The organism is Anoxybacillus ayderensis (assembly GCF_013761015.1).
Lineage (GTDB): Bacteria > Bacillota > Bacilli > Bacillales > Anoxybacillaceae > Anoxybacillus > Anoxybacillus ayderensis.
Map to the genome: position 1 here is coordinate 393523 of NZ_JACDUV010000001.1, position 20395 is coordinate 413917.

The 20395-nt window shown below is 40.8% G+C and carries 28 protein-coding genes; 18 read left to right on the forward strand and 10 right to left on the reverse strand.

What is annotated here, in order from left to right:
* The first annotated feature begins 8 nt into the window (after positions 1-8).
* The 3 genes from HNR63_RS02005 (at position 9) to HNR63_RS02015 (ending at position 1995) form a co-directional block, all read left to right on the forward strand.
* Positions 9-449, forward strand: a complete 441-nt coding sequence (locus HNR63_RS02005) for a DUF86 domain-containing protein (protein ID WP_021093643.1) — start codon at positions 9-11, stop codon at positions 447-449.
* A 50-nt stretch (positions 450-499) separates the two neighbouring features.
* A complete protein-coding gene (locus HNR63_RS02010; RefSeq protein WP_181519668.1) occupies positions 500-1132 on the forward strand; it encodes a helix-turn-helix transcriptional regulator in 633 nt (210 codons plus the stop codon).
* 92 nt (positions 1133-1224) lie between these two features.
* Positions 1225-1995 carry a TIGR01457 family HAD-type hydrolase gene (locus tag HNR63_RS02015; RefSeq protein ID WP_021093641.1) on the forward strand — a complete coding sequence of 257 codons (771 nt, stop codon included), beginning with the start codon at positions 1225-1227 and terminating at the stop codon, positions 1993-1995.
* Between the two features lie 299 nt (positions 1996-2294).
* On the opposite strand, the gene HNR63_RS02020 is transcribed toward HNR63_RS02015, so the two are convergent.
* On the reverse strand, positions 2295-2792 hold the full coding sequence (locus HNR63_RS02020) for a phosphatidylglycerophosphatase A family protein (protein WP_021093640.1): 498 nt from the start codon (positions 2790-2792) through the stop codon (positions 2295-2297).
* 133 nt (positions 2793-2925) lie between these two features.
* Here HNR63_RS02020 and yutH point away from each other — a divergent pair, with 133 nt between their 5' ends.
* From yutH to thrB, 5 genes are all read left to right on the forward strand, one after another.
* Positions 2926-3864: a spore coat putative kinase YutH gene (gene yutH, locus HNR63_RS02025; protein ID WP_181519627.1), complete on the forward strand. Its 939-nt coding sequence runs from the start codon at positions 2926-2928 to the stop codon at positions 3862-3864.
* 47 nt (positions 3865-3911) lie between these two features.
* On the forward strand, positions 3912-4883 hold the full coding sequence (locus HNR63_RS02030) for a 2-hydroxyacid dehydrogenase (protein WP_181519628.1): 972 nt from the start codon (positions 3912-3914) through the stop codon (positions 4881-4883).
* A 154-nt stretch (positions 4884-5037) separates the two neighbouring features.
* Entirely contained in the window at positions 5038-6339 is a 1302-nt protein-coding gene (locus tag HNR63_RS02035; RefSeq protein ID WP_181519669.1) for a homoserine dehydrogenase, read from the forward strand.
* Positions 6339-7397 (forward strand): threonine synthase, encoded by a 1059-nt coding sequence (gene thrC, locus HNR63_RS02040; protein WP_085787852.1) that lies wholly within the window; start codon positions 6339-6341, stop codon positions 7395-7397. The genes HNR63_RS02035 and thrC overlap by 1 nt, the downstream gene beginning before the upstream one ends.
* Complete coding sequence (gene thrB, locus HNR63_RS02045; protein ID WP_181519629.1) at positions 7394-8308, forward strand: homoserine kinase; 915 nt, start codon at positions 7394-7396, stop codon at positions 8306-8308. Before thrC ends, thrB begins: the two co-directional genes overlap by 4 nt.
* A gap of 52 nt (positions 8309-8360) precedes the next feature.
* Here the strand turns inward: thrB and HNR63_RS02050 are convergent, their stop codons facing one another.
* Entirely contained in the window at positions 8361-8597 is a 237-nt protein-coding gene (locus HNR63_RS02050) for a NifU family protein (protein WP_003398276.1), read from the reverse strand.
* A gap of 94 nt (positions 8598-8691) precedes the next feature.
* Between HNR63_RS02050 and HNR63_RS02055 the strand changes: the two genes are divergently transcribed.
* Positions 8692-8997, forward strand: coding sequence for a YuzD family protein (locus tag HNR63_RS02055; protein WP_181519630.1), 306 nt, complete (start codon positions 8692-8694; stop codon positions 8995-8997).
* 11 nt (positions 8998-9008) lie between these two features.
* Here the strand turns inward: HNR63_RS02055 and HNR63_RS02060 are convergent, their stop codons facing one another.
* Both HNR63_RS02060 and HNR63_RS02065 read right to left on the reverse strand, forming a co-directional pair.
* Complete coding sequence (locus HNR63_RS02060; RefSeq protein WP_181519631.1) at positions 9009-9311, reverse strand: hypothetical protein; 303 nt, start codon at positions 9309-9311, stop codon at positions 9009-9011.
* 158 nt (positions 9312-9469) lie between these two features.
* Complete coding sequence (locus HNR63_RS02065; protein ID WP_181519632.1) at positions 9470-10537, reverse strand: NAD(P)/FAD-dependent oxidoreductase; 1068 nt, start codon at positions 10535-10537, stop codon at positions 9470-9472.
* Positions 10538-10703: 166 nt separating this feature from the next.
* On the opposite strand from HNR63_RS02065, the gene HNR63_RS02070 reads away from it, so the two are divergent.
* Complete coding sequence (locus tag HNR63_RS02070; protein WP_181519633.1) at positions 10704-10943, forward strand: YuzB family protein; 240 nt, start codon at positions 10704-10706, stop codon at positions 10941-10943.
* A gap of 4 nt (positions 10944-10947) precedes the next feature.
* Here HNR63_RS02070 and HNR63_RS02075 read toward each other — a convergent pair whose 3' ends face one another.
* A complete protein-coding gene (locus tag HNR63_RS02075) occupies positions 10948-11631 on the reverse strand; it encodes a DUF2225 domain-containing protein (RefSeq protein WP_181519634.1) in 684 nt (227 codons plus the stop codon).
* Between the two features lie 146 nt (positions 11632-11777).
* On the opposite strand from HNR63_RS02075, the gene dapF reads away from it, so the two are divergent.
* Genes dapF through HNR63_RS02090 form a run of 3 tightly spaced genes read left to right on the forward strand, consistent with a single transcriptional unit; the run spans position 11778 to position 13349 of the window.
* Positions 11778-12632, forward strand: a complete 855-nt coding sequence (gene dapF / locus HNR63_RS02080; RefSeq protein ID WP_085787874.1) for a diaminopimelate epimerase — start codon at positions 11778-11780, stop codon at positions 12630-12632.
* Positions 12633-12648: 16 nt separating this feature from the next.
* Positions 12649-13011, forward strand: coding sequence for a HesB/IscA family protein (locus HNR63_RS02085; RefSeq protein ID WP_181519635.1), 363 nt, complete (start codon positions 12649-12651; stop codon positions 13009-13011).
* A 14-nt stretch (positions 13012-13025) separates the two neighbouring features.
* The gene (locus HNR63_RS02090; protein ID WP_181519636.1) at positions 13026-13349 is read left to right on the forward strand and encodes a LapA family protein; all 324 of its coding nucleotides are present in this window, start codon (positions 13026-13028) and stop codon (positions 13347-13349) included.
* A gap of 23 nt (positions 13350-13372) precedes the next feature.
* Here the strand turns inward: HNR63_RS02090 and HNR63_RS02095 are convergent, their stop codons facing one another.
* Entirely contained in the window at positions 13373-14368 is a 996-nt protein-coding gene (locus HNR63_RS02095) for an NAD(P)/FAD-dependent oxidoreductase (protein ID WP_085787858.1), read from the reverse strand.
* A 293-nt stretch (positions 14369-14661) separates the two neighbouring features.
* Here HNR63_RS02095 and HNR63_RS02100 point away from each other — a divergent pair, with 293 nt between their 5' ends.
* The 4 genes from HNR63_RS02100 to HNR63_RS02115 all read left to right on the forward strand — a co-directional run bounded on the left by HNR63_RS02100 (position 14662) and on the right by HNR63_RS02115 (position 17297).
* Positions 14662-15888 (forward strand): NAD(P)/FAD-dependent oxidoreductase, encoded by a 1227-nt coding sequence (locus HNR63_RS02100; protein WP_035062810.1) that lies wholly within the window; start codon positions 14662-14664, stop codon positions 15886-15888.
* 94 nt (positions 15889-15982) lie between these two features.
* The gene (locus HNR63_RS02105) at positions 15983-16111 is read left to right on the forward strand and encodes a YuiA family protein (protein WP_021093625.1); all 129 of its coding nucleotides are present in this window, start codon (positions 15983-15985) and stop codon (positions 16109-16111) included.
* A gap of 63 nt (positions 16112-16174) precedes the next feature.
* Positions 16175-16492 (forward strand): YuiB family protein, encoded by a 318-nt coding sequence (locus tag HNR63_RS02110; RefSeq protein WP_281363148.1) that lies wholly within the window; start codon positions 16175-16177, stop codon positions 16490-16492.
* Positions 16493-16589: 97 nt separating this feature from the next.
* Positions 16590-17297 carry a 3D domain-containing protein gene (locus HNR63_RS02115; protein WP_181519638.1) on the forward strand — a complete coding sequence of 236 codons (708 nt, stop codon included), beginning with the start codon at positions 16590-16592 and terminating at the stop codon, positions 17295-17297.
* 18 nt (positions 17298-17315) lie between these two features.
* Here HNR63_RS02115 and HNR63_RS02120 read toward each other — a convergent pair whose 3' ends face one another.
* Positions 17316-17900, reverse strand: a complete 585-nt coding sequence (locus tag HNR63_RS02120) for a biotin transporter BioY (protein ID WP_021093623.1) — start codon at positions 17898-17900, stop codon at positions 17316-17318.
* A 111-nt stretch (positions 17901-18011) separates the two neighbouring features.
* On the opposite strand from HNR63_RS02120, the gene HNR63_RS02125 reads away from it, so the two are divergent.
* A complete protein-coding gene (locus tag HNR63_RS02125; protein WP_167338105.1) occupies positions 18012-18161 on the forward strand; it encodes a hypothetical protein in 150 nt (49 codons plus the stop codon).
* Here the strand turns inward: HNR63_RS02125 and HNR63_RS02130 are convergent.
* The 3 genes from HNR63_RS02130 to HNR63_RS02140 form a co-directional block, all read right to left on the reverse strand.
* Positions 18149-18445, reverse strand: a complete 297-nt coding sequence (locus HNR63_RS02130) for a YuzC family spore coat inner layer protein (protein WP_181519639.1) — start codon at positions 18443-18445, stop codon at positions 18149-18151. The two genes, HNR63_RS02125 and HNR63_RS02130, sit on opposite strands and share 13 nt — an antisense overlap.
* A gap of 69 nt (positions 18446-18514) precedes the next feature.
* A complete protein-coding gene (locus tag HNR63_RS02135; protein ID WP_181519640.1) occupies positions 18515-19840 on the reverse strand; it encodes a sodium:proton antiporter in 1326 nt (441 codons plus the stop codon).
* A gap of 23 nt (positions 19841-19863) precedes the next feature.
* A complete protein-coding gene (locus tag HNR63_RS02140) occupies positions 19864-20292 on the reverse strand; it encodes a hypothetical protein (RefSeq protein WP_181519641.1) in 429 nt (142 codons plus the stop codon).
* Positions 20293-20395 lie beyond the last annotated feature (103 nt).

Sequence of the window (20395 nt, forward strand, 5' to 3'; positions counted from 1 at the left end):
GATGAATGATGTATTTTGTTGATCGTCAAAAAATCGAAAAAACATTGAAATATATGGAGGAAGTTGTCTCCTATGTCCAACAACCGTTTCATACCCCAATCGAGAAGCTAGCGCTTGAACGGATAGGACATGTGATTATTGAATCAATCATTGACGTTGGAAATGCGATGATTGACGGCTTTATTATGCGCGATCCCGGAAGTTACGAGGACATTATTGACATTCTAGTCGATGAACGTGTTCTTTCGGATGAAGATGGAGAGGCATTAAAACAAATCATTCATTTTCGTAAAAAGCTTGTTCAACAATACATCGACGTACCACATGACGAATTATTGAACGCATTGCAAAACTATCGCCATGTTCTTCAATCTTTTCCAACTGCTATTCGCACGTATTTACATCATGAACTTGGGCCTGTGTCCGCTTTTTTAAATGAAAATGTTTAAAAATTGTGTGTATAGGGAAAATCGTATAAAATGGAAGAGGGTGAAACGTGATGCGAAAAAAAACCTCTTCCACGAAAGAGCAAATTTTAAAAATGCTAAAAGTGCAAAAGCGGCTAACAGTCGGTGAAATGGCGGAGCAACTACAAATTACCGAAATGGCTGTCCGCCGTCATTTAAGTGCGTTAGAGCGCGAAGAACTTGTTGAATCGACGCTTGTTCGTCAACCGATGGGAAGGCCGACAAATGTGTATCAATTAAGTGTAAAAGGACATCAACGTTTTCCGCGCCACTATCAGCAAACGATGCTCGATTTTTTAGCTGATTTAGAACGGATGGGCGGAAAGCAAATTGTAGCGCAGTTGTTTCAAAATCGGCAAGAACGGATGAAAAAGCTGTATGAACGACAATTTGGCGATAAATCGTTTGATGAGAAAATGAAAGAGCTTGTGGCGGTACAAAATGAGCATGGGTATATGTCGGAATTGGTACAACACGATGATGGTTCGTTTGAGTTAGTTGAACATAACTGTCCGATTGCAGAAGTAGCTCAAGCGTATCCGATTGCTTGTGAATGTGAGCGACAGTTGTTTGAAACGCTCATTCATGAAGCCGAAATTGTTCCGAAAACGTGTTTAGCTGACGGTGATGACGCGTGTCGCTACCATATTAAGCGAAAAAAATGAACAATCGTTGACATTCGTTGCGCTCTTTTTGACAAGTGCAGCTGTTTTGCGTTAAAGTTTGAACGTGCAAGTTGTCAAAAGGAGTGGCAAAAGTGAAAACATATAAAGGATATTTAATTGATTTAGACGGTACGATGTATCGCGGAACAGAACGAATTGAAGAAGCGTGCGCTTTTGTGCATCGCCTTCATGAAAAAGGTATTCCGTATTTATTTGTAACAAACAATTCTTCCCGCACGCCGGAACAAGTAGCAGAAAAGTTGCGGAAATTCGGTATCCCTGCAACGAAAGAGCAAGTATTTACAACAAGTCAAGCCACGGCAAACTACATTTATGAAAAGAAGCCGAACGCCTCTGTTTATGTGATTGGAGAAGACGGTATTCGTCGTGCGCTTGAAGAAAAAGGATTTACATTTGCAAATGAAGATGCGGAAGTCGTTGTCATGGGGATTGATCGTAGCATTAATTACGAAAAATTAGCGATTGCTTGTTTAGCTGTTCGCAATGGGGCGCTGTTTATTTCGACAAACGGAGATATTGCAATTCCAACGGAGCGCGGACTTTTACCAGGAAACGGGTCGCTTACATCTGTCGTTGCTGTGTCGACACAAACGAAGCCGATTTTTATCGGTAAGCCGGAAAAAATTATTATGGAGCAGGCGCTAGAAGTGCTTCGTGTTCCAAAAGAAGAAACGTTAATGATCGGGGATAACTATGATACCGATATTATGGCCGGAATGAATGCAGGGATCGATACACTTCTCGTTCATACAGGAGTGACGACGAAAGAAATGTTGCAAACGTATGATCGACAACCGACGTATGTCGTTGATTCGTTAAAAGAATGGATAGAACGCATATAAAAAGGTGCCTAGTTGGGCACCTTTTTCATAAGACAAGAAAGTATAAAATTTTGGATTAAAAGAGCTGTCTAGCTTCAAGCGCCATCGGCTCGGTTCGCTCCGCCCCACACTGCGGCGGCGACACATTGAGACACTTCAGTGATGTTACCCACGCACAACCAAGCGACCGCTTGGTTCGAGCTCTCCTCGGTGGGGCTTATGCGCTCTTCGCGGAGCCAAGGATGGCGACATTTCGCCGTTGCCCGCAGGACACGGGCTGTCTTTAGGCGAAATTGGGGCGCTTTTCGCTTTTCTTATATTCATTCGACATGGGCAGCGCGATGCGCTAGACGGCTTGAAGCAGCAGCAGCGATCGCTCCAACGATATCATCTAAAAACGTATGGCATTGACCGGATGATTTATCATTTAATTGATGTAAAATGCCCGGTTTTTGTTTATCGATGTATCCGTAGTTCGTAAAACCGATAGAACCGTATACGTTGACGATCGAAAGAGCTAAAATTTCATCTACCCCATATAATCCTTCGTCTTTTGCGATAAATGATTGGAGAGGCTCTTGTAGTAAACCCTTCTCTGCTAAAATATCGAGCTGAATGCCGGTAAATAGTGCGTTTTGTACTTCACGTTTAGCGATCACGCGATTCACGTTATGAATACATTCGTCCATTTGTAAGTCTGGATGATATTTGGATTGTAAATAATAAACGAGTTCAGCAATATGTTCGATTGTTACCCCGCGATCAGCGAGCCATTGTCGTGCGACTTGTTCCATTTTTCCTATTTTCTTTTCCTCCATCCAACTTCACCTATTTCGTTTTTTATTTTTTACAATGTATGTGACTTTTTTATGAAACGTGCGTTCATTTCCTCTCTCTTATGAAGTTTATACGTATTTTTGAAACATATACATAAGGGAAGGAGGGATGTGTATGGATTATTATTTTCGAGTTGATCATATGGAGCAAATAGGTGATCGTTTTTTTGTTCGAAGTGGAAATGACATATATGTTGCGGTACCGACGAATGAGAAAGAAAGCGACATTCAGCAGTTATATTACATGGCGATGTATATGCGAACACAAGGTGACGAAACGATTGCCACGTTGCTTCCAACGAGGACAGGGCGTTTTGTTGGCATGTTACAAGGAAAGCAAGTGAGTGTGTGGAAAGTGGAAAACCGAATGAAAACAGGAGATATCGCGCAACAACTCGCATTATTTCATCAGCGTGGGCGCACATATCCGTATGATGTTTCCGCCCGAAGCCGATTTGGCAAATGGGGAGAACTATGGGGACAACGAATCGATCAATTAGAACATTTTTGGCAATTACAAGCGAGGTCTTCCGAAAAAAATGAGTTGGATGAACAATTTGTTGAGACATTTCCTTACTATTTAGGTGTTGCCGAAAACGCGGTTCAATATGTGATGGACACGCAATTAGATGAAGCTCCGATGCACAGCGATATGCCGACGATTTGTCATGAACAATTTACGCCCGAAACATGGGAAATGGGGAAAATACCAACGGATTGGGTGTTTGACCACGCAAGTCGCGATGTTGCGGAGTGGATTCGAAAGCAGTGGTTAACGAAACAATCAGATGAAACGATTGTGCGTTTTTTACAAACGTATGAACATGTGCAATCGCTTAGCCGTTTTTCTTGGCGAATGATTTATGCCCGGTTATTATTTCCGCTTCATTATTTTCAGTCGATTGAAAACTACTATGGATCAGAAGGTGATATGCAACAACGCTATGCGCAACAATTACGACAAGTATTTGAAGAGACTGACGTATATGAACAAAAACTTCGTCATTTTCATGATATAACTACTGTTTCTATTCCTCGTCTTGATTGGTTATAAATATGATACAATAAAGCGGATGACAATGTGCTAAAGGGGTCGAGGATATGGGAAGACCATATGTTTTCATTACAAGAAAACTACCAGATGATGTCGTTGCGCCGTTATATGACAAATACGATGTAAACATGTGGCCGCATGAGCATCTTGTTGTTCCGCGCGATGTGCTACTTCAAGAAGCAAGCCGGGCAGAAGCATTAATTACGATGTTATCTGATCGCATTGATGAGGAGTTATTGAAACAAAGTCCGAAGCTTCGCGTCGTTGCGAATGTGGCCGTCGGTTACGACAATATTGACGTAGAGGCAGCGACAAAACGAGGGATCATTGTTTGCAATACGCCTGATGTATTGACAGAAACGACAGCGGATTTAACATTTGCTCTCCTGTTAGCAACGGCAAGAAGAGTGATTGAAGCAGCCGAGTTTATAAAAGAAGGAGAATGGAAAAGTTGGAGTCCGCTTTTACTTGCAGGGACGGATGTTCACCATAAAACGATTGGAATTGTCGGTATGGGGAAAATCGGGCAAGCCGTTGCGCATCGGGCAAAAGGATTTCATATGCGCGTATTATACTATAATCGTTCACGAAATATGGAAGCCGAACGAACACTTGGTGCGATGTATTGTTCGTTTGATGAGTTGCTTGAACAAGCGGACTTTGTCGTCTGTTTAGCTCCGTTAACGAATGAAACGTATCAATTGTTTAACCGCGAAGCATTTATGAAAATGAAGCGATCAGCTATGTTTATTAACGCGGGACGCGGGGCAGTTGTGGATGAAGAAGCGTTATATGATGCGTTAATCAACCGACATATTGCTGGTGCGGGGCTAGATGTATTTGCACAAGAGCCAATTCGTTCGGATCATCCGCTGTTACAATTGCCGAACGTTGTTGCTTTGCCGCATATCGGGAGTGCGACGAAAGAAACGCGGTACGCGATGATGCAACTATGTTGTCGCAACGTAATAGCCGTGCTAGAAGGAAAGAAGCCTTATACACCTGTGCAGAGCCGATAGGCTCTTTTTTTATTTTTTTAGAAAATTTTTAAACATAAAACGTTTTCATATGGTACGATAATGAAAATAAGGATTGTAAAAGAAATGGAGATCCTCTATAATGTCTACTATACAAAAACAAATGTTCATTACAGAAAAACAAGAGGTGGGGAAGATGGTAAAAAGCGTATCAGTTGGATTATTAGGATTAGGAACGGTTGGCAGTGGAGTTGTGAAAATTATTAAAAACCATCAAGATAAATTAATGCATCAAATTGGTTGCCCTGTTGAAATAAAAAAAGTTGCTGTGCGTGATCGCGATAAAAAAAGAGATGTCGTTTTGCCAGAGGCAGTATTAACGACAAACGTAGAAGAAGTCATTCATGACCCAGACATCGATGTTGTCATTGAAGTCATGGGAGGCATTGAAGAAACGCGACGATATATATTACAGGCATTAAAGAACGGAAAACATGTTGTGACGGCAAATAAAGACTTAATGGCGCTATATGGAACAGAGTTGCTTGCTGTTGCATCTGAGCACGGTTGCGATTTGTTTTATGAAGCAAGTGTCGCAGGGGGAATTCCGATTTTACGCAGCCTTGTAGACGGATTAGCTTCCGATCGAATTACAAAAATGATGGGCATCGTAAACGGGACAACAAACTATATTTTAACAAAAATGAGTAAATTTAATAGAAAATATGAAGAAGTATTAGCGGAAGCACAGGCGCTCGGTTATGCTGAGGCGGATCCGACATCAGATGTAGAAGGACTAGATGCAGCAAGAAAAATGGCGATTTTAGCTCGTCTTGGTTTTTCGATGAACATTGATTTGCAAGATGTATACGTCAAAGGGATTACCGGAATTACGGAAGAAGATTTAAATTACAGCAAACGACTCGGTTATACGATGAAATTAATTGGTATTGCCCATCGAGACGGAGAGAAAGTAGAAGTGAGTGTGCAACCGACATTGTTGCCAGAAACACATCCACTTGCGTCTGTCAATGATGAGTATAATGCCGTTTACGTTTACGGAGAAGCGGTTGGAGAGACGATGTTTTACGGTCCGGGAGCAGGGAGCCTACCGACAGCAACATCCGTTGTGTCGGACTTAGTTGCTGTAATGAAAAATATGCGCCTTGGGGTAAATGGGAGAAGCGCAGTTACCCCACAATACGATAAGCAGTTAAAAGACGATAGCGAAATATACTCGAAATATTTCTTACGCATTCACGTAAAAGATCAAGTTGGAGCGTTTACGAAAATTACATCACTTTTTTCAGAGCGCGGAGTAAGTTTCGAGAAAATTTTACAATTACCTTTAAAACAAAAAGATTTGGCAGAAATCGTTCTCGTTACGCATCAAGCATCTTTAAAAGATTACCGTGATGTGTTGCAACAGTTGCGCGATTTAGAAGTTGTCGAAGAAGTGAAAAGTTCGTATCGAGTAGAAGGGGAAGGTGCGTTGTAATGTGGAGGGGATTGTTGCATCATTATCGTGACTATTTACCGGTGACAGATAAAACACCGATGTTATCGTTAAATGAGGGGAATACACCGCTCATTCCGCTCATTCATTTGTCGGAAAGACTCGGTGTAGAATTATACGTTAAAACAGAGGGAGCAAACCCAACAGGATCTTTTAAAGATCGTGGGATGGTCATGGCTGTTGCTAAAGCAAAAGAAGAAGGCAGCGATACAATTATTTGCGCTTCGACAGGCAACACGTCTGCCGCTGCTGCTGCGTATGCTGCACGGGCAAATATGCGTTGCATTATCGTCATTCCTGACGGGAAAATTGCGCTCGGAAAGTTGGCGCAAGCGGTCATGTATGGGGCAGAAATTGTTGCGATTCAAGGAAATTTCGATCACGCATTAAAAATGGTGCGTCGTTTAAGCGAAATGGCTCCGGTGACGCTTGTCAATTCGGTCAATCCGTATCGTATTGAAGGGCAAAAAACAGCAGCGTTTGAAATTTGTGAGCAACTCGGGCAAGCCCCTGATATTCTCGCTATTCCAGTCGGAAACGCAGGAAATATTACAGCATATTGGAAAGGATTTAAACAATTTCATGAAAAGCATGGAACAACATTGCCGCAAATGCGCGGGTTTGAAGCGGAAGGAGCGGCAGCAATTGTTCGTAACGAAGTGATTGAAAATCCAGAAACGATTGCGACAGCAATTCGAATCGGTAACCCCGCGAGCTGGGAATATGCTGTTCAGGCCGCGAACGAATCGGGAGGAAAAATTGATGAAGTGACAGATGCCCAAATTTTAGATGCGTACCGTTTACTTGCAAGAGAAGAAGGAATTTTTGCAGAACCTGCTTCATGTGCGTCGATTGCTGGTGTAATGAAACAAGTCGAGAGCGGCGAAATTGCAAAAGGAAGCCGAATTGTTGCAGTGTTGACTGGAAATGGATTGAAAGATCCAAATGTAGCGATGGACGCAACGAATATTCAACCGATCGTCTTGCCAAATGATGAAGAAGCGGTGTTTGCGCACATTCAAGGAGCTGTCCTTCAATGAACGATGGAGAGATGTTAAAAATTGTTGTCCCAGGAAGTACAGCCAACCTTGGACCTGGCTTTGATTCGATCGGATTAGCTGTATCGTTGCATTTAACTTTAGAAGTTGTTCGTGCGGAAATGTGGGAATTCGTCCCGAAAACAAGTGAAGTGAAAAGTATTCCAACAGGCGAAAGCAATTTAATTTATCAAGTAGCAAATGAACTAGCTCGTCAGTATGGTGTGGCGTTGCCGCCGTGTCGCGTGTTTGTATCAAGTAATATCCCATTTACGAGAGGGCTAGGTAGTAGCGCAGCGGCGATTGTAGCAGCCATTGAGTTAGCAAATGAGCTTGGGCGTCTTGAATTGTCACAAGAGGAAAAAATGCGCGTAGCTAGCGTATATGAAGGTCATCCTGACAATGTCGGTGCTTCTTTATATGGGGGAGTAGTCATTGGAAGTCATTTGAAAGACCGTACACATATTGTACACATTCCTTCCATTCCAGTTGATTTAATTGCTGTCATTCCGACGTATGAATTGGAAACGAAAAAGTCTCGCACAGTTCTTCCAAGGGCATTTACGCGCGAGCAAGCCGTCGAGGCAAGCGCAATTAGTAACGTGCTTGTGGCGGCATTGCTTACAAACCATTGGTCGCTCGTTGGTGAGATGATGGATGCCGACTTATTTCATCAACCATATCGTGAATGTCTCGTACCTGAATTGCCCCATGTGCGTACAGTAGCGAAACGGAACGGGGCATTTGGGGTAGCGCTAAGTGGTGCTGGTCCGACTGTCCTTTGTTTTGCTGAACAAGGGAGAGGGAAAGAAGTATATGATGCGCTTGTGGCAACATTTCCACATTGTGCTGTTCGCATGTTGTCAGTAGAAACAAAGGGGAGTTGTGTATATAAAATGGCGTTAGAGAAATAAATGATTTTCTTCATATGAAAAGGGGTGCACATTTCGTACACCCCTTTTTTCTTTAAAACACTTGTTCAACTTCAACAACGCCAGGAACTTCTTCAAGTAATGCGCGCTCAATACCAGCTTTCAATGTGATCGTTGAGCTTGGGCAGCTTCCGCACGCACCGAGAAGGCGAAGTTTAACAACGCCGTCTTCTACATCGACTAATTCACAATCTCCGCCATCGCGAAGTAAAAATGGACGAAGTTTATCTAATACTTCTTGCACTTGTTGTTTAATATCTTGATCTGCCATTTTCATCGACTCCTTTCACTAATTTTATTATAATCATCATGATGAAAAAAATCTATCAACGTTACTTAACTTTTTTCCAGGGGAGAGAATAAATATGATTGAAATATGTGTGTATGGGGCGGATATGATTTGTGCTTCTTGTGTCGGTGCACCATCATCAAAGGATACGTATGAATGGCTTCAAGCTGCCGTTTCGCGCAAATATCCGAACGATTCATTTAAATTTGTGTATGTCGATATTTTTCATCCACCAGAAGATGAAGAAAAACGTCAATTGGCACAAAGGATAATTGACGAAGACTTATTTTATCCTGTCGTTGTCATTGATGGGGAGATTGTTGACGAAGGAAATCCGAAATTAAAAAACATTTATGAAGCAATTGAAAAAAGGGCGAAGTAACTCGCCCTCATTCATTTTACACAACGCAAATCAGTAATTTGGGCTTCATGTTCAATGGAACGTTTAGAAAGTACATCTAAAATGCGTTCTTGTCTTTTCTGATTTGCTTCAATATTTTTGACGATTTCATTCGTTTCAAGTACAGCTTGTTGGATCATTTTCAAGTCTTGTTTTGTGGCCATGGCTTTGAGGTCTTCTTTTGTGACCATATTTTCGAGATCTTGTTTTGTAGCCATTGTCTGTTTCATATTATTCATTTCTGCTTGAAGTTCGTTTAACTTTGTGAGAACTTGCTGGAGAACCGCTTCCAACACTTATCCCTCCTTTCTACTGGTTATGTGTATAAAGAAAACACCTTAATAAAATCTAAGGTGTTTTCGGCATGAGAAGATCATTATTTTGTTATGCTATGCTTATCATACCATAGTGTCAAACAAAAAACAGCATATGTTTATACGAAAAATGTAGGCAATTAATATCCGTTATGGTACTTGTACATCCATAAGACGCCTGATTTTAGTAGGCGCGGAACCCGTCCGGTTAGTGGGCGATCGGCAACGAGGCCAAAGCCATGTTTTTTGCCTAATGATCCTAAAATACCTTTTAACTTAATTGGCGGAAATTCGCTTGGTGGTTCTTCGTCTTTCCAGCGTTTTTGTAATACTTGAGCGATTTGTTCTGCTTGTCCTTCGGCAAGTTGGGCGCTCGGAGCGTGCGGTAAGCTTGCGCAATCCCCAACAACATATACATTTTCTATATTTGGAATATGGTGTCGAGGTGTTAATACGACACGCCCTTGACTGTCTTTTTCCACATCGAGTTCGCGGACGACACGATTCGGTTGAATGCCGGCAGTCCATACAATCGCATCGCAATGGATTGCTTCTTCGTGATTATACAACGTATGTTCCTCAACTTTTGTAATGTTTGATTGACGAATGAGTTCCACACCATGCGAATGAAACCATTGCTCTACATAATGGCTTAGCCGTTCTGGAAACATAGATAAAATGCGTGTGCCGCGGTCAAATAGTTTAACGTGTAAATCTGGACGACTTTCAACTAATTCACTTGCCAATTCTACACCGCTTAACCCAGCACCGACGACACCGACGATGCTATGTGGTGGGAGATTGCTTAGTTTTTGATACGTTTCTCTTGCTTTATCAATTGTTTGAATGCTATAAGTAAAAATGTCTGCACCGGGTACACCGTGATATTTATCTTCACAACCTAATCCGATGACTAAGTCATCATACGGAATACACGTTCCGTCTTGAAGATGAACAACTTCATGATGTAAATCAATTTTTTTGACCTCACCAAAGACGTAAGATAGGCGAGGGTGTTCTGGGAATGGAACACGAATGTGTTGGTCACTAATTGTCCCAGCAGCTAAAGCATAATATTCTGTTTTTAAACAATGGTATGGAACACGATCAATTAATGTAATATGGATATGTTCTGGTAAATTCGGAAGGATGCGGAGTAAGATGCGCATATTTCCGTATCCGCCGCCAAGTAGCACGAGGTTTCTCATGGAAGCTTTCCCCTTTTGATAAAATTCGACCACTAAAAGTATAGCGAAATTGTGACAAAATAACAACATTTTTTCGAGAAACATGAATAATTAAGATGTTTTTCTTATGTCAATATTACATCATTTTTAGTGAAAGTGTTATAATATTAAGATTGAGGTGAATACATTGTTGAAACCGATCGTTGAATTTTGTATAAGTAATTTAGCAAATGGTTCACAACGCGCGCTAGAGCAACTTGAAAAAGATCCAAATTTGGACATTATTGAATACGGATGTTTAGGATACTGTGGAAAATGTGCCAATATGTTATTTGCGATGGTAAATGGGGATATTGTTACAGCAGAGGATGCAGAGCAGCTCGTTGAGCGAGTGTATGAATATATTGAAGAAAATCCAATGTTTTAGGGGGCTATTGTGCCCCCTTTTTTTCTTCACGAATTTCTTGCCAACGGTCGTAAGCCATATTGACAATTCCTTTTTCAATCGTCTCTTTTTTTCTAGCGATCACGCGCGAAAAATAAATGATCGCTTGTTTTTCTTTTCCTAGCCTACGATACAATTCTCCGATTAAATACAATAAGCGCACTTCGGACATATGTGTGTGAACAAAATCATCAGCCTCATAAGAAGCGATATATTGCTCGAGCGCTAATCGCATAAATCGCCGTTCTTCTTCGCTTTGTTGGTTTGAACGATATAACCAGGCAAGACGCATATAAAGTCCAGCGAGCGTAATATGTTTTTCTTTTTTCAATGTGGCGGAATAAATGCCGAGCTTGTATGTATCAATGGCCTCAGCAAATGTACGAGCCCCACTGTAATTTTTCCCACGCCAATTGGCGCAAATGTTTTGTTGAATGGCCTCAAGCGTTTGTGGTGGAAAATACGTTGAAAATTCTTCTGTTGCTGCAAATCCGCAATGTGGACAAACGTGTACATAATACAAAAGCGGATTCGCTTCTTCGCTCGCATAATATGAGCAAAAGTCAGTGTCGTGCCGGATGGGACGAATGAAACGCGAACGGACTTTTTTCGTTGTATATGTTTGTCTACAAACAAGACATGTGACGGTACGATCATATAAAATATCCATTATGTTCCCTGCCTTGTATGATTGATAGTTATATTATACTATATGTCTCTCGGATTGCCTGTGACTTTTTATATATTTGTAAAAAAGTTGTCACGTTCATGGCAACGATGTATAGTGTTATTAAACATGTATGCGGAGGGACAGCTATGAGAAGTTTTTCGTTCACGAAAATGCATGGATTAGGGAATAGCTATATTTATGTCAATATGTTTAAAGAGCGTTTAGCAGAAGAGGAATTATCGTATATTGCAAAGCGAGTGGCAAATGTACATACAGGGATCGGATCAGATGGACTCATTTTAATTTGCCCATCTGATGTGGCACCGGTGAAAATGCGTATTTTTAATAGCGATGGATCGGAAGGGAAAAATTGTGGCAACGGGTTGCGATGCGTAGCGAAATATGTATATGAGCATGGCATCGTTCAAGAGGAACAGTTTATGATTGAAACGTTATCAGGTCTTGTTCAAGCTCGCGTTTTTGTGGAAGACGGAAAGGTCAATAGTGTGGAAATCAATATGGGAAAACCTCGTTTATCTCGTGGAGAAATACCGATGGTCGGAAAAGAAAACGATGTCGTCATTAACGAACGAATTGATTTTGCAGGGCATACGTATTATATGACAGGTGTATCGATGGGGAATCCTCATGCGGTGTTTTATGTTGATCGTATTGAGGAGGCGCCGGTAACGACGCTTGGACCGATCGTTGAAAAAGATGAGCGCTTTCCAGAGGGAATGAATGTCGAGTTTGTAGAAGTGGTGAATGAACGTGAGCTCCATTTTCGCGTATGGGAGCGAGGATCAGGGGTAACCGAAGCGTGTGGCACGGGAGCATGTGCGGCGGTTGTGGCGTCGGTGCTAAATGGAAAAACGAAGCGAAATGAAGAAACGGTTGTTCATTTAGCTGGTGGAGATTTGTATATTACGTGGAAAGAAAATGGCGATGTGTTGATGCGCGGTGCTGCAGAAACGATTTGCACAGGTGTATACTATTATTAAAAAGGAGTGAAGTTAAATGAAAAAAATTGTTACACTCACAGAAAAAGCAGCGGAGCAAGTGAAACAGATGATGAAAGAAAGCGGAGAAGAAAACGTTTATTTTCGTGTCGGTGTTTATGGTGGAGGATGTAGCGGATTATCTTATGCGATGGGATTTGATCATCAGAAGCGTGAAGAGGATCATGAGTTTGAACAAGACGGTTTGCGTATATTAGTCGATAAAGAAAGCGCACTTGTATTAAAAGGAACGACGATTGATTACGAACAAGGGGCGATGGGGGGCGGATTTACGATTCATAACCCGAATGCCATCGCTTCGTGCGGATGCGGTTCATCGTTTCGTACAGCGACACATGCTGGTACACCAGAAGAATGTTGAGGGGTGATTATATAGTGAAGGGACAAAGAAACATTATCTTTGGACTGATATTTGCGTTGCTCGTAGCGTTATTTTCCATTGCCAATGTCCAAAATGTAGAGGTAAATTACATCGTTGGTTATTTTGAAACACCGTTAGTTATTGTGATTTTAAGTTCTGTTATATTGGGAGCATTGATTGTTTTTTTCGTCGGTGGATTGAAACTTGTTAAGATGAGGAACTATACAAAGAAGCTAGAAAAGGAAATTGAACAATTGCAAGCTGCTTTGAGAAAAAAAGAGATGCCTGTAGAAATAGAACAAGTATGTTTGGAAGAAGAAAAAGGGGCTTCCCTATAACTATGGGAAGCCTATTCTTTCTCTTATTCAAACATCGATGTAGAATGAAGCGGTTGTACTTTTGCGCTTGGATCAATGTATGATTTTGCGTTGTTGACCGCTGTTGGCGCTTCACCGAATCCGCAAGCGATTAACTTGACTTTTCCTTCATATGTGCAAATGTCGCCGGCTGCATACACACCTGGAATGTTTGTTTCCATTTTGGAGTTTACTTTAATGCAGTTTTTCTCGATTTCTAATCCCCACTCTTTAATTGGGCCGAGCGAAGAAATGAAGCCGTAGTTAACGATAACGGCATCGACATCAATCGTCTCGCGAGCTTTCGTTTTTACTTCTTCTAAAACGACTTGTTTGATACCGTTTTCATCTCCAATTAATTCGACAGGAACGAACGGTGTTTTGACGTCGACAGACGAGTTCATTAAGTTTTCAACGCTATGTTCATGGGCGCGGAATTTATCGCGTCGATGCACAATCGTTACTTTTTTAGCAATTGGCTCAAGCATAAGCGCCCAGTCAACGGCAGAGTCGCCACCACCGCATACAAGTACATGTTGACCAGCAAATTTATTTAAATCATCAACAAAGTAATGTAAGTTTTTTCCTTCATACTGTACTGCGCTTTCGAGTTCTAATCGACGAGGTTGGAATGCACCGTTTCCTGCAGTAATAATGACCGCTTTGGAATAATGGATTTCCTTATTTGTTGTTAGTTTAAATGTACCATCTTCCAATTTTTCTAACTTTTCAACAGACTGTTCTAAACAAACAGTTGGGTTAAATTTGCTCATTTGCTCTTTTAAATTGTCGATCAGTTGTTGGGCGCGAATTTTTGGAAATCCCGCTACATCATATATGTATTTTTCAGGGTAAAGTGCAGAAAGTTGTCCGCCAAGTTGCGGTAAACTCTCGATAATTTTCACCGTTGCTTGACGCATTCCCCCGTAAAACGCTGTAAACAAACCAACAGGTCCGCCACCGATTACAGTAATATCGTACAGTTTTTGATCTTCTTTCACGTTCATTCCTCCTAAAACGTAAATTCTCACGTATTATCATACCATAAAAAATGGTTGAACGCTTTTGTTGTTTTGAAAATTTCGACATGAACTCGACAAAAATTATGGCCAAAAATTGAACAAATAACTCTTGAAAAAGAGAGAAAAAAAGAATAAGATGTTAACGTAGAAATGACAACTTTGTTACAAAACGTTGTATTTTTTTGGTCTATTTCGTGAATAAATTCACAAACTTTTTAAACGATAAAAATCGTTCAACAAGCACAAGCTAAAAAAAATAAGAAAAGGTGGAAGTGATTCGCTTGAAGAAGCCAAATGTTGTTGTATTAGGTGCAGGTTATGGTGGATTAATGACAGTGACGCGTTTACAAAAGATGATTGGCGTCAATGAAGCAAGCATTACGCTTGTCAACAAACATGATTACCATTATGAATCAACATGGTTGCATGAGGCAGCTGCAGGAACGTTGCATCACGAGCGCGTTCGCTATGCGATTGCAGATGTCATCGATCAAAGTAAAGTAAAATTTATTCAAGATACGGTTGAAAAAATCAACCTCGAACAAAAACAAGTGTTGCTTCAAAACCATGAGCCGCTAACGTATGATTATTTAGTTGTTGCTCTTGGATTTGAATCTGAAACGTTTGGCATTAAAGGCTTAAAAGAATATGCCTTCTCGATTGCGAACGTCAACGCGGCACGTCAAATTCGCGAGCATATTGAATACCAATTTGCGACATATAGCACAGAAGAAGAAAAACGTGATGAGCGTTTGACGATTGTCGTTGGTGGTGCAGGATTTACAGGTATCGAATTTTTAGGTGAGCTTGTAAACCGCGTTCCAGAACTTTGCCGTGAATATGACGTTGATCCAAATAAAGTGCGCATCATTTGCGTAGAGGCAGCACCGACAGTTCTTCCTGGTTTTGACCCAGAACTTGTTGAATATGCGGTAAATGTTCTTGAGAAAAAAGGTGTTGAATTTAAAATTGGTACAGCGATTAAAGAATGTACACCGGAAGGCATTATCGTTAGCAAAGACGATCAAGTAGAAGAAATTAAAGCGGGAACAGTTGTATGGGCGGCTGGAGTACGCGGAAGTCACGTCATTGACGAATCAGGGTTTGAAGCGATGCGCGGTCGTGTGAAAGTCGATCCGTTTTTACGTGCACCAGGACATGAAGATGTGTTTGTTGTTGGAGACTGTGCGTTAATTATTAACGAAGAAACAAACCGTCCATATCCGCCAACAGCGCAAATTGCAATGCAACAAGGGGAAGTTTGTGCGAAAAACTTAGCTGTATTAATTCGTGGTCAAGGGGAATTACAACCGTTTAAACCAGACCTCAAAGGAACAGTATGTTCGCTTGGACACGATGATGCGATCGGTGTCGTATTTGGCAAGAAAATTTGGGGGGCAAAAGCAAGTGTCATGAAAAAAGTAATTGACAACCGTGCCCTTTACTTAATCGGTGGTCCAACACTTGTTGCGAAAAAAGGAAAATTCAAGCTATTATAAAAACGAGCGAAGCGACTTTTCGCTCGTTTTTCTTTACAAATGATATATTTTTATGTATAATTATCTGAAAATTAAGAAAAAAGGAGAGAGGGCTATGAATAAAACAACGTGCCAATATTGTGCGGGAAACGGTTATGTTCATGTTGCGGTTGGAGGGTCGGAAACGTGTCACTATTGTGAAGGGACAGGAGTAGAAAAAGATGAAATGGCAATGAAGCAATAATTGACTCATGTTTTCGCTTTCAGTACACTTAAAATGGTGTATTGGAGGTGAAAACGTATGGAGATGAGCATTCCTGTTTTATTTATTTCTATTTTATTGTTTTTTGTTTTATTTTTTGGTATTGGCTTTTTATTAAATATGATTTTACGAACGACGTGGACGATGGCGATATTAAGCCCGTTCGTTTTATTATTGTGGATCGATCAAATTTCTATAATGGACTATGTGACAAAACCATCCGCTTCCTTTGCTCACGTGAAAGAGCGAATAGGGTCGTTAGCGAGCGCCGATTTAATTATTTTAAGCAGCGGCATTGTAGGCGCAATCGTTTCAGGCATTGTCATTCAAACATTGCGTAAAAAAGGATATCGTATGTTTTAAACCTTCACAATCGTGGAGGTTTTTTTATTTCTCTTGCGGTAGATGTATATTTTTTTTGAATGTTGGAAAGAAATACAACCGTGGGAGGAGTGAATAAATGGGTATAAAATGGTTAAGACGAACGACCATGGTTGTATTGTTTATGTGTGCGTTCATGACGACATTTCAATCGATATCAGGCGTTGAAGCGAAGATGCTATCTGATTGGTTTTCACCTTCACGTTTTTCTTTTTTCTCGTTCAAGTCGTTGTTTTCAACGAACACGTATGAGTATGTAGCAGATCGTTTTCGTAAAAATGAAAAGCAAGTGACACAACTATCATCCCAACAAACAACAAACGAATCGTTGACGTTAGAAGAAGCATTCGATTGGTCGCAATATCCGTCCGTTACTGTTGTAGCAACAGGATATACGGCTGGAGTGGAATCAACAGGAAAAACGCCTGATCATCCGAGTTATGGGATCACGTATTCAGGTGTGCGTGTGAAACGTGATTTGTATTCCACGATCGCAGCAGATTTGAACATTTTCCCGATTGGAACGATTTTATTTATTCCAGGATACGGATATGGTGTTGTCGCAGATACAGGTTCCGCGATTAAAGGCCATAAAATTGATTTATATTACGAAACAGTAGATGATGTGTATAAACATTGGGGAAAGAAAAAAGTGACCGTATATGTCGTCAAACGTGGAGATGGAACATTATCTGAGCAAGAGATGATTGCACTGAACGAAAATGAATCGATGCAAGTGTTTCGGCAACAATATATAAAGAAAGAGGAAAAGGAAGTTGGTCTATAACCGAACTTCCTTTTCTTGTTATGCAACGTATTTGTTATATATTTGATGTTGGTTTAATGCTTTATAAATGCGTGGCGCAATGACGCCGGCAACGATTGATAAGATGATGTCTTTGGGAAGCGGAACGAGCATCCAGCTCCATGCCATCGTATACGAAAAGCCTTCTGGCGCTTCAGCCCATAGTTTAAACGCGACATACATCCAATTTGTGCCGACAACGTAGTTAATGATCATGCCGATGATAGTTGCTGTGATAAAGCGTGCTACGGAACGATTTGCACTTTTTTCAATAAGTAAACCAGTGACGTATGCTGCAAGAATAAAAGAAAGAATAAAGCCAAATGTTGGGGCAACGATCGTTGAAAACCCACCGCCAAACCGAGCGAAAACAGGTGCGCCGAATAACCCGATGAGCATATATACAGTCATTGCTATTGCTCCTCGTTTTGCTCCAAGAATGGCGCCAGCTAATACGCAAAAAAATGTTTGTAACGTAATTGGAACTCCACCAATCACGAGAAAAGGAGCCCACGATGTAATGTTTGCTCCGATCGCCATTAACGCTGCAAACATGGCGATAAACGTTAAATCTTTCGCTCGCATTTGTTAACCTCCTTTTTTTATTCGTTAACAAAATGGTATATGATAAAGCAAAAAATGTCAATACATAAGTGCAACGTACTTGTGCAACATAACAATACGGAGGGGATGACAATGAGGGAAGAGGAACAATTGCTTCGCGCAAATCGATTAGGTGCAAAAGAAGATATTATTCATGTAAGTGAAACGGATGATGGACATGATTTGCGCGATGCAGCCTATATAGGTGAGAAGCAAATGGCGGCACCGAATTATCGCCAGTAAAGCAAGAAGGTGAGTTGGCAACAAGGCGACTCGCCTTTTTTTGGTAAAAGTGTAATATGAATCGTATTTGGATTAAAAGAGATTTTCATTTCCGATTCAATGCCGATGGATTGAAGTTGCTTTTGTACTTCTTCTTGTTTTGATTGTTGGGCTTTTTCCATTAACTGTTTCGCAAAAGTAGGATCGTTTGCGATTTTTGTCGAAATGGTCGTGGCATCTTTCAATATCTTTTGTATCGCTTTTGCTGATTGTGTAAATTGTGTAATATCAACGTTTGGATACATTGTTCTCCCTCCTTGGAAGCAGTATATGACGAAAAGAAAAAAACGCTCAAAGGCGAGCCTTGAGCGTTTTTATAAGTAACGAATGAAAATATACGCGTGTGAAATAAGCAAGGAAATGAGCGTCAGCGGTGCTCCGATTTTTAGAAAATCAAAGTAGCTAAACCCATGCCCTTCACGTGAAGCAATCCCCGCAACGATGACGTTTGCAGATGCTCCAATTAACGTTCCGTTTCCACCTAAACAAGCGCCAAGTGCTAACGACCACCATAAAACATCAATTTGTGCGGAGTCTGGAGATAATCCCATGCCGACAGCCATATCTTGAATAAGTGGAATCATCGTCGCAACGAACGGAATGTTGTCAATGGTTGCTGATGCGATTCCAGATACCCAAAGAATTAAGTAAGATGCGAAATGAATATCGCCTCCTGTGATTTCCAATGCTTCCTCGGCCAAACTTTTAATAAGACCAATATCGACGAGTCCACCAACAAGCGTAAACAATCCGGCAAAGAAGAAAATGGTTGTCCACTCAACTGAAGCGAACACTTCTTCTAAGTCGTGTTCTTTTACGCCGATGAGCATTAAAATGACAGCCCCTGTCATTGCGATGACTGCTGCATCGACGTGAATCACTGAATGGAGTGTAAACCCTAAAATTGTGAATCCAAGCACAGAAACGGACTTTTTCAATAGTACGGCATCTTTAATGTATTGTTTTTCATCGAGTTTCATGAGCCGTTCAATGAGCGCAGCATTTGCTTGAAGACGTTTGCGATAAAACACGTACAAAATAGCAATAACAACAGCCATGATGACGAGAACAACAGGACCTAGATTAAATAAAAAGTCGTTAAACGTTAAATGTTTATTGGCAGAGCCGATCATAATGTTCGGTGGATCCCCGATTAACGTCGCCGTTCCGCCAATGTTTGAGAAAAGCACTTCAGAAATTAAAAATGGAACAGGGTTTACTTCTAACATGCGTGTAATGGAAAACGTAACCGGAACGATTAATAAAACAGTTGTTACATTGTCTAAAAAGGCGGAAAGAAAAGCTGTCAGCAAGGATAAAATGACTAAAATGTTAATCGGGCTTCCTTTCGCCATTTTTGCAGCTTTGACCGCAACATATTGGAAAAAGCCTGATTTACTCGTAATGCTAACAAGAATCATCATTCCGATTAAAAGCGTAATCGTCCCCCACTCGATATGATGAGTGTACGCTTGATGTAAATCAACGATGCCGAAAATGATCATAAAAGCGGCACCTAATAAAGCGATGACAGCACGATTCACTTTTTCTGAAATGATGATGGCGTATGTAATCAAAAAGATTGCAATGGCTGCATAATATTGGAAATTGCTTACTTCATGAGTGATTGCCTCATGCACGATCTTTCATTCCTTTCTATATTTCAGTTTTTTAGTGTCTGAAAACAGCTTGGACATTTTAAATGTGTTGTGTCAGCGTTTACATTGCGAATATAAAAAGAAAATCCGCAGTTCGCGCATTCGATTTGTGATAGGCGGTCGATAAACAATTTTGTGGATGGCGATCCTTGTTTTGTTGTATCGATAACTTCCACATGTACATGTTCACGGGAATCGTCTTCTGCAAGCACTTGTCCTTCTGTTTCTTCTTTTACGCGCCAACCATGGTCTAAAATATGTTGCTCTAGTTGGCTATGAGAAGAGTTCGCTAACATATCCTCAGCTAATGCCATTAACTGTTCATTTGTCAAAGATTCGAATGGAATTTTTTGTTTTTGTTCGTTCCAATACCCCCTTAATTGCCCTTCTGTAAATACGAATGTGATGACTTTGTGGATCACGACGTTTTTCAAGCGAATACGCCTCCCTTTTTTGTTTACGAATCCAATTATATTCCTTTTTGCGAAGCGATACAATTGTCTTTATGATATAATGAGTGAGAAGATATATGGAGAG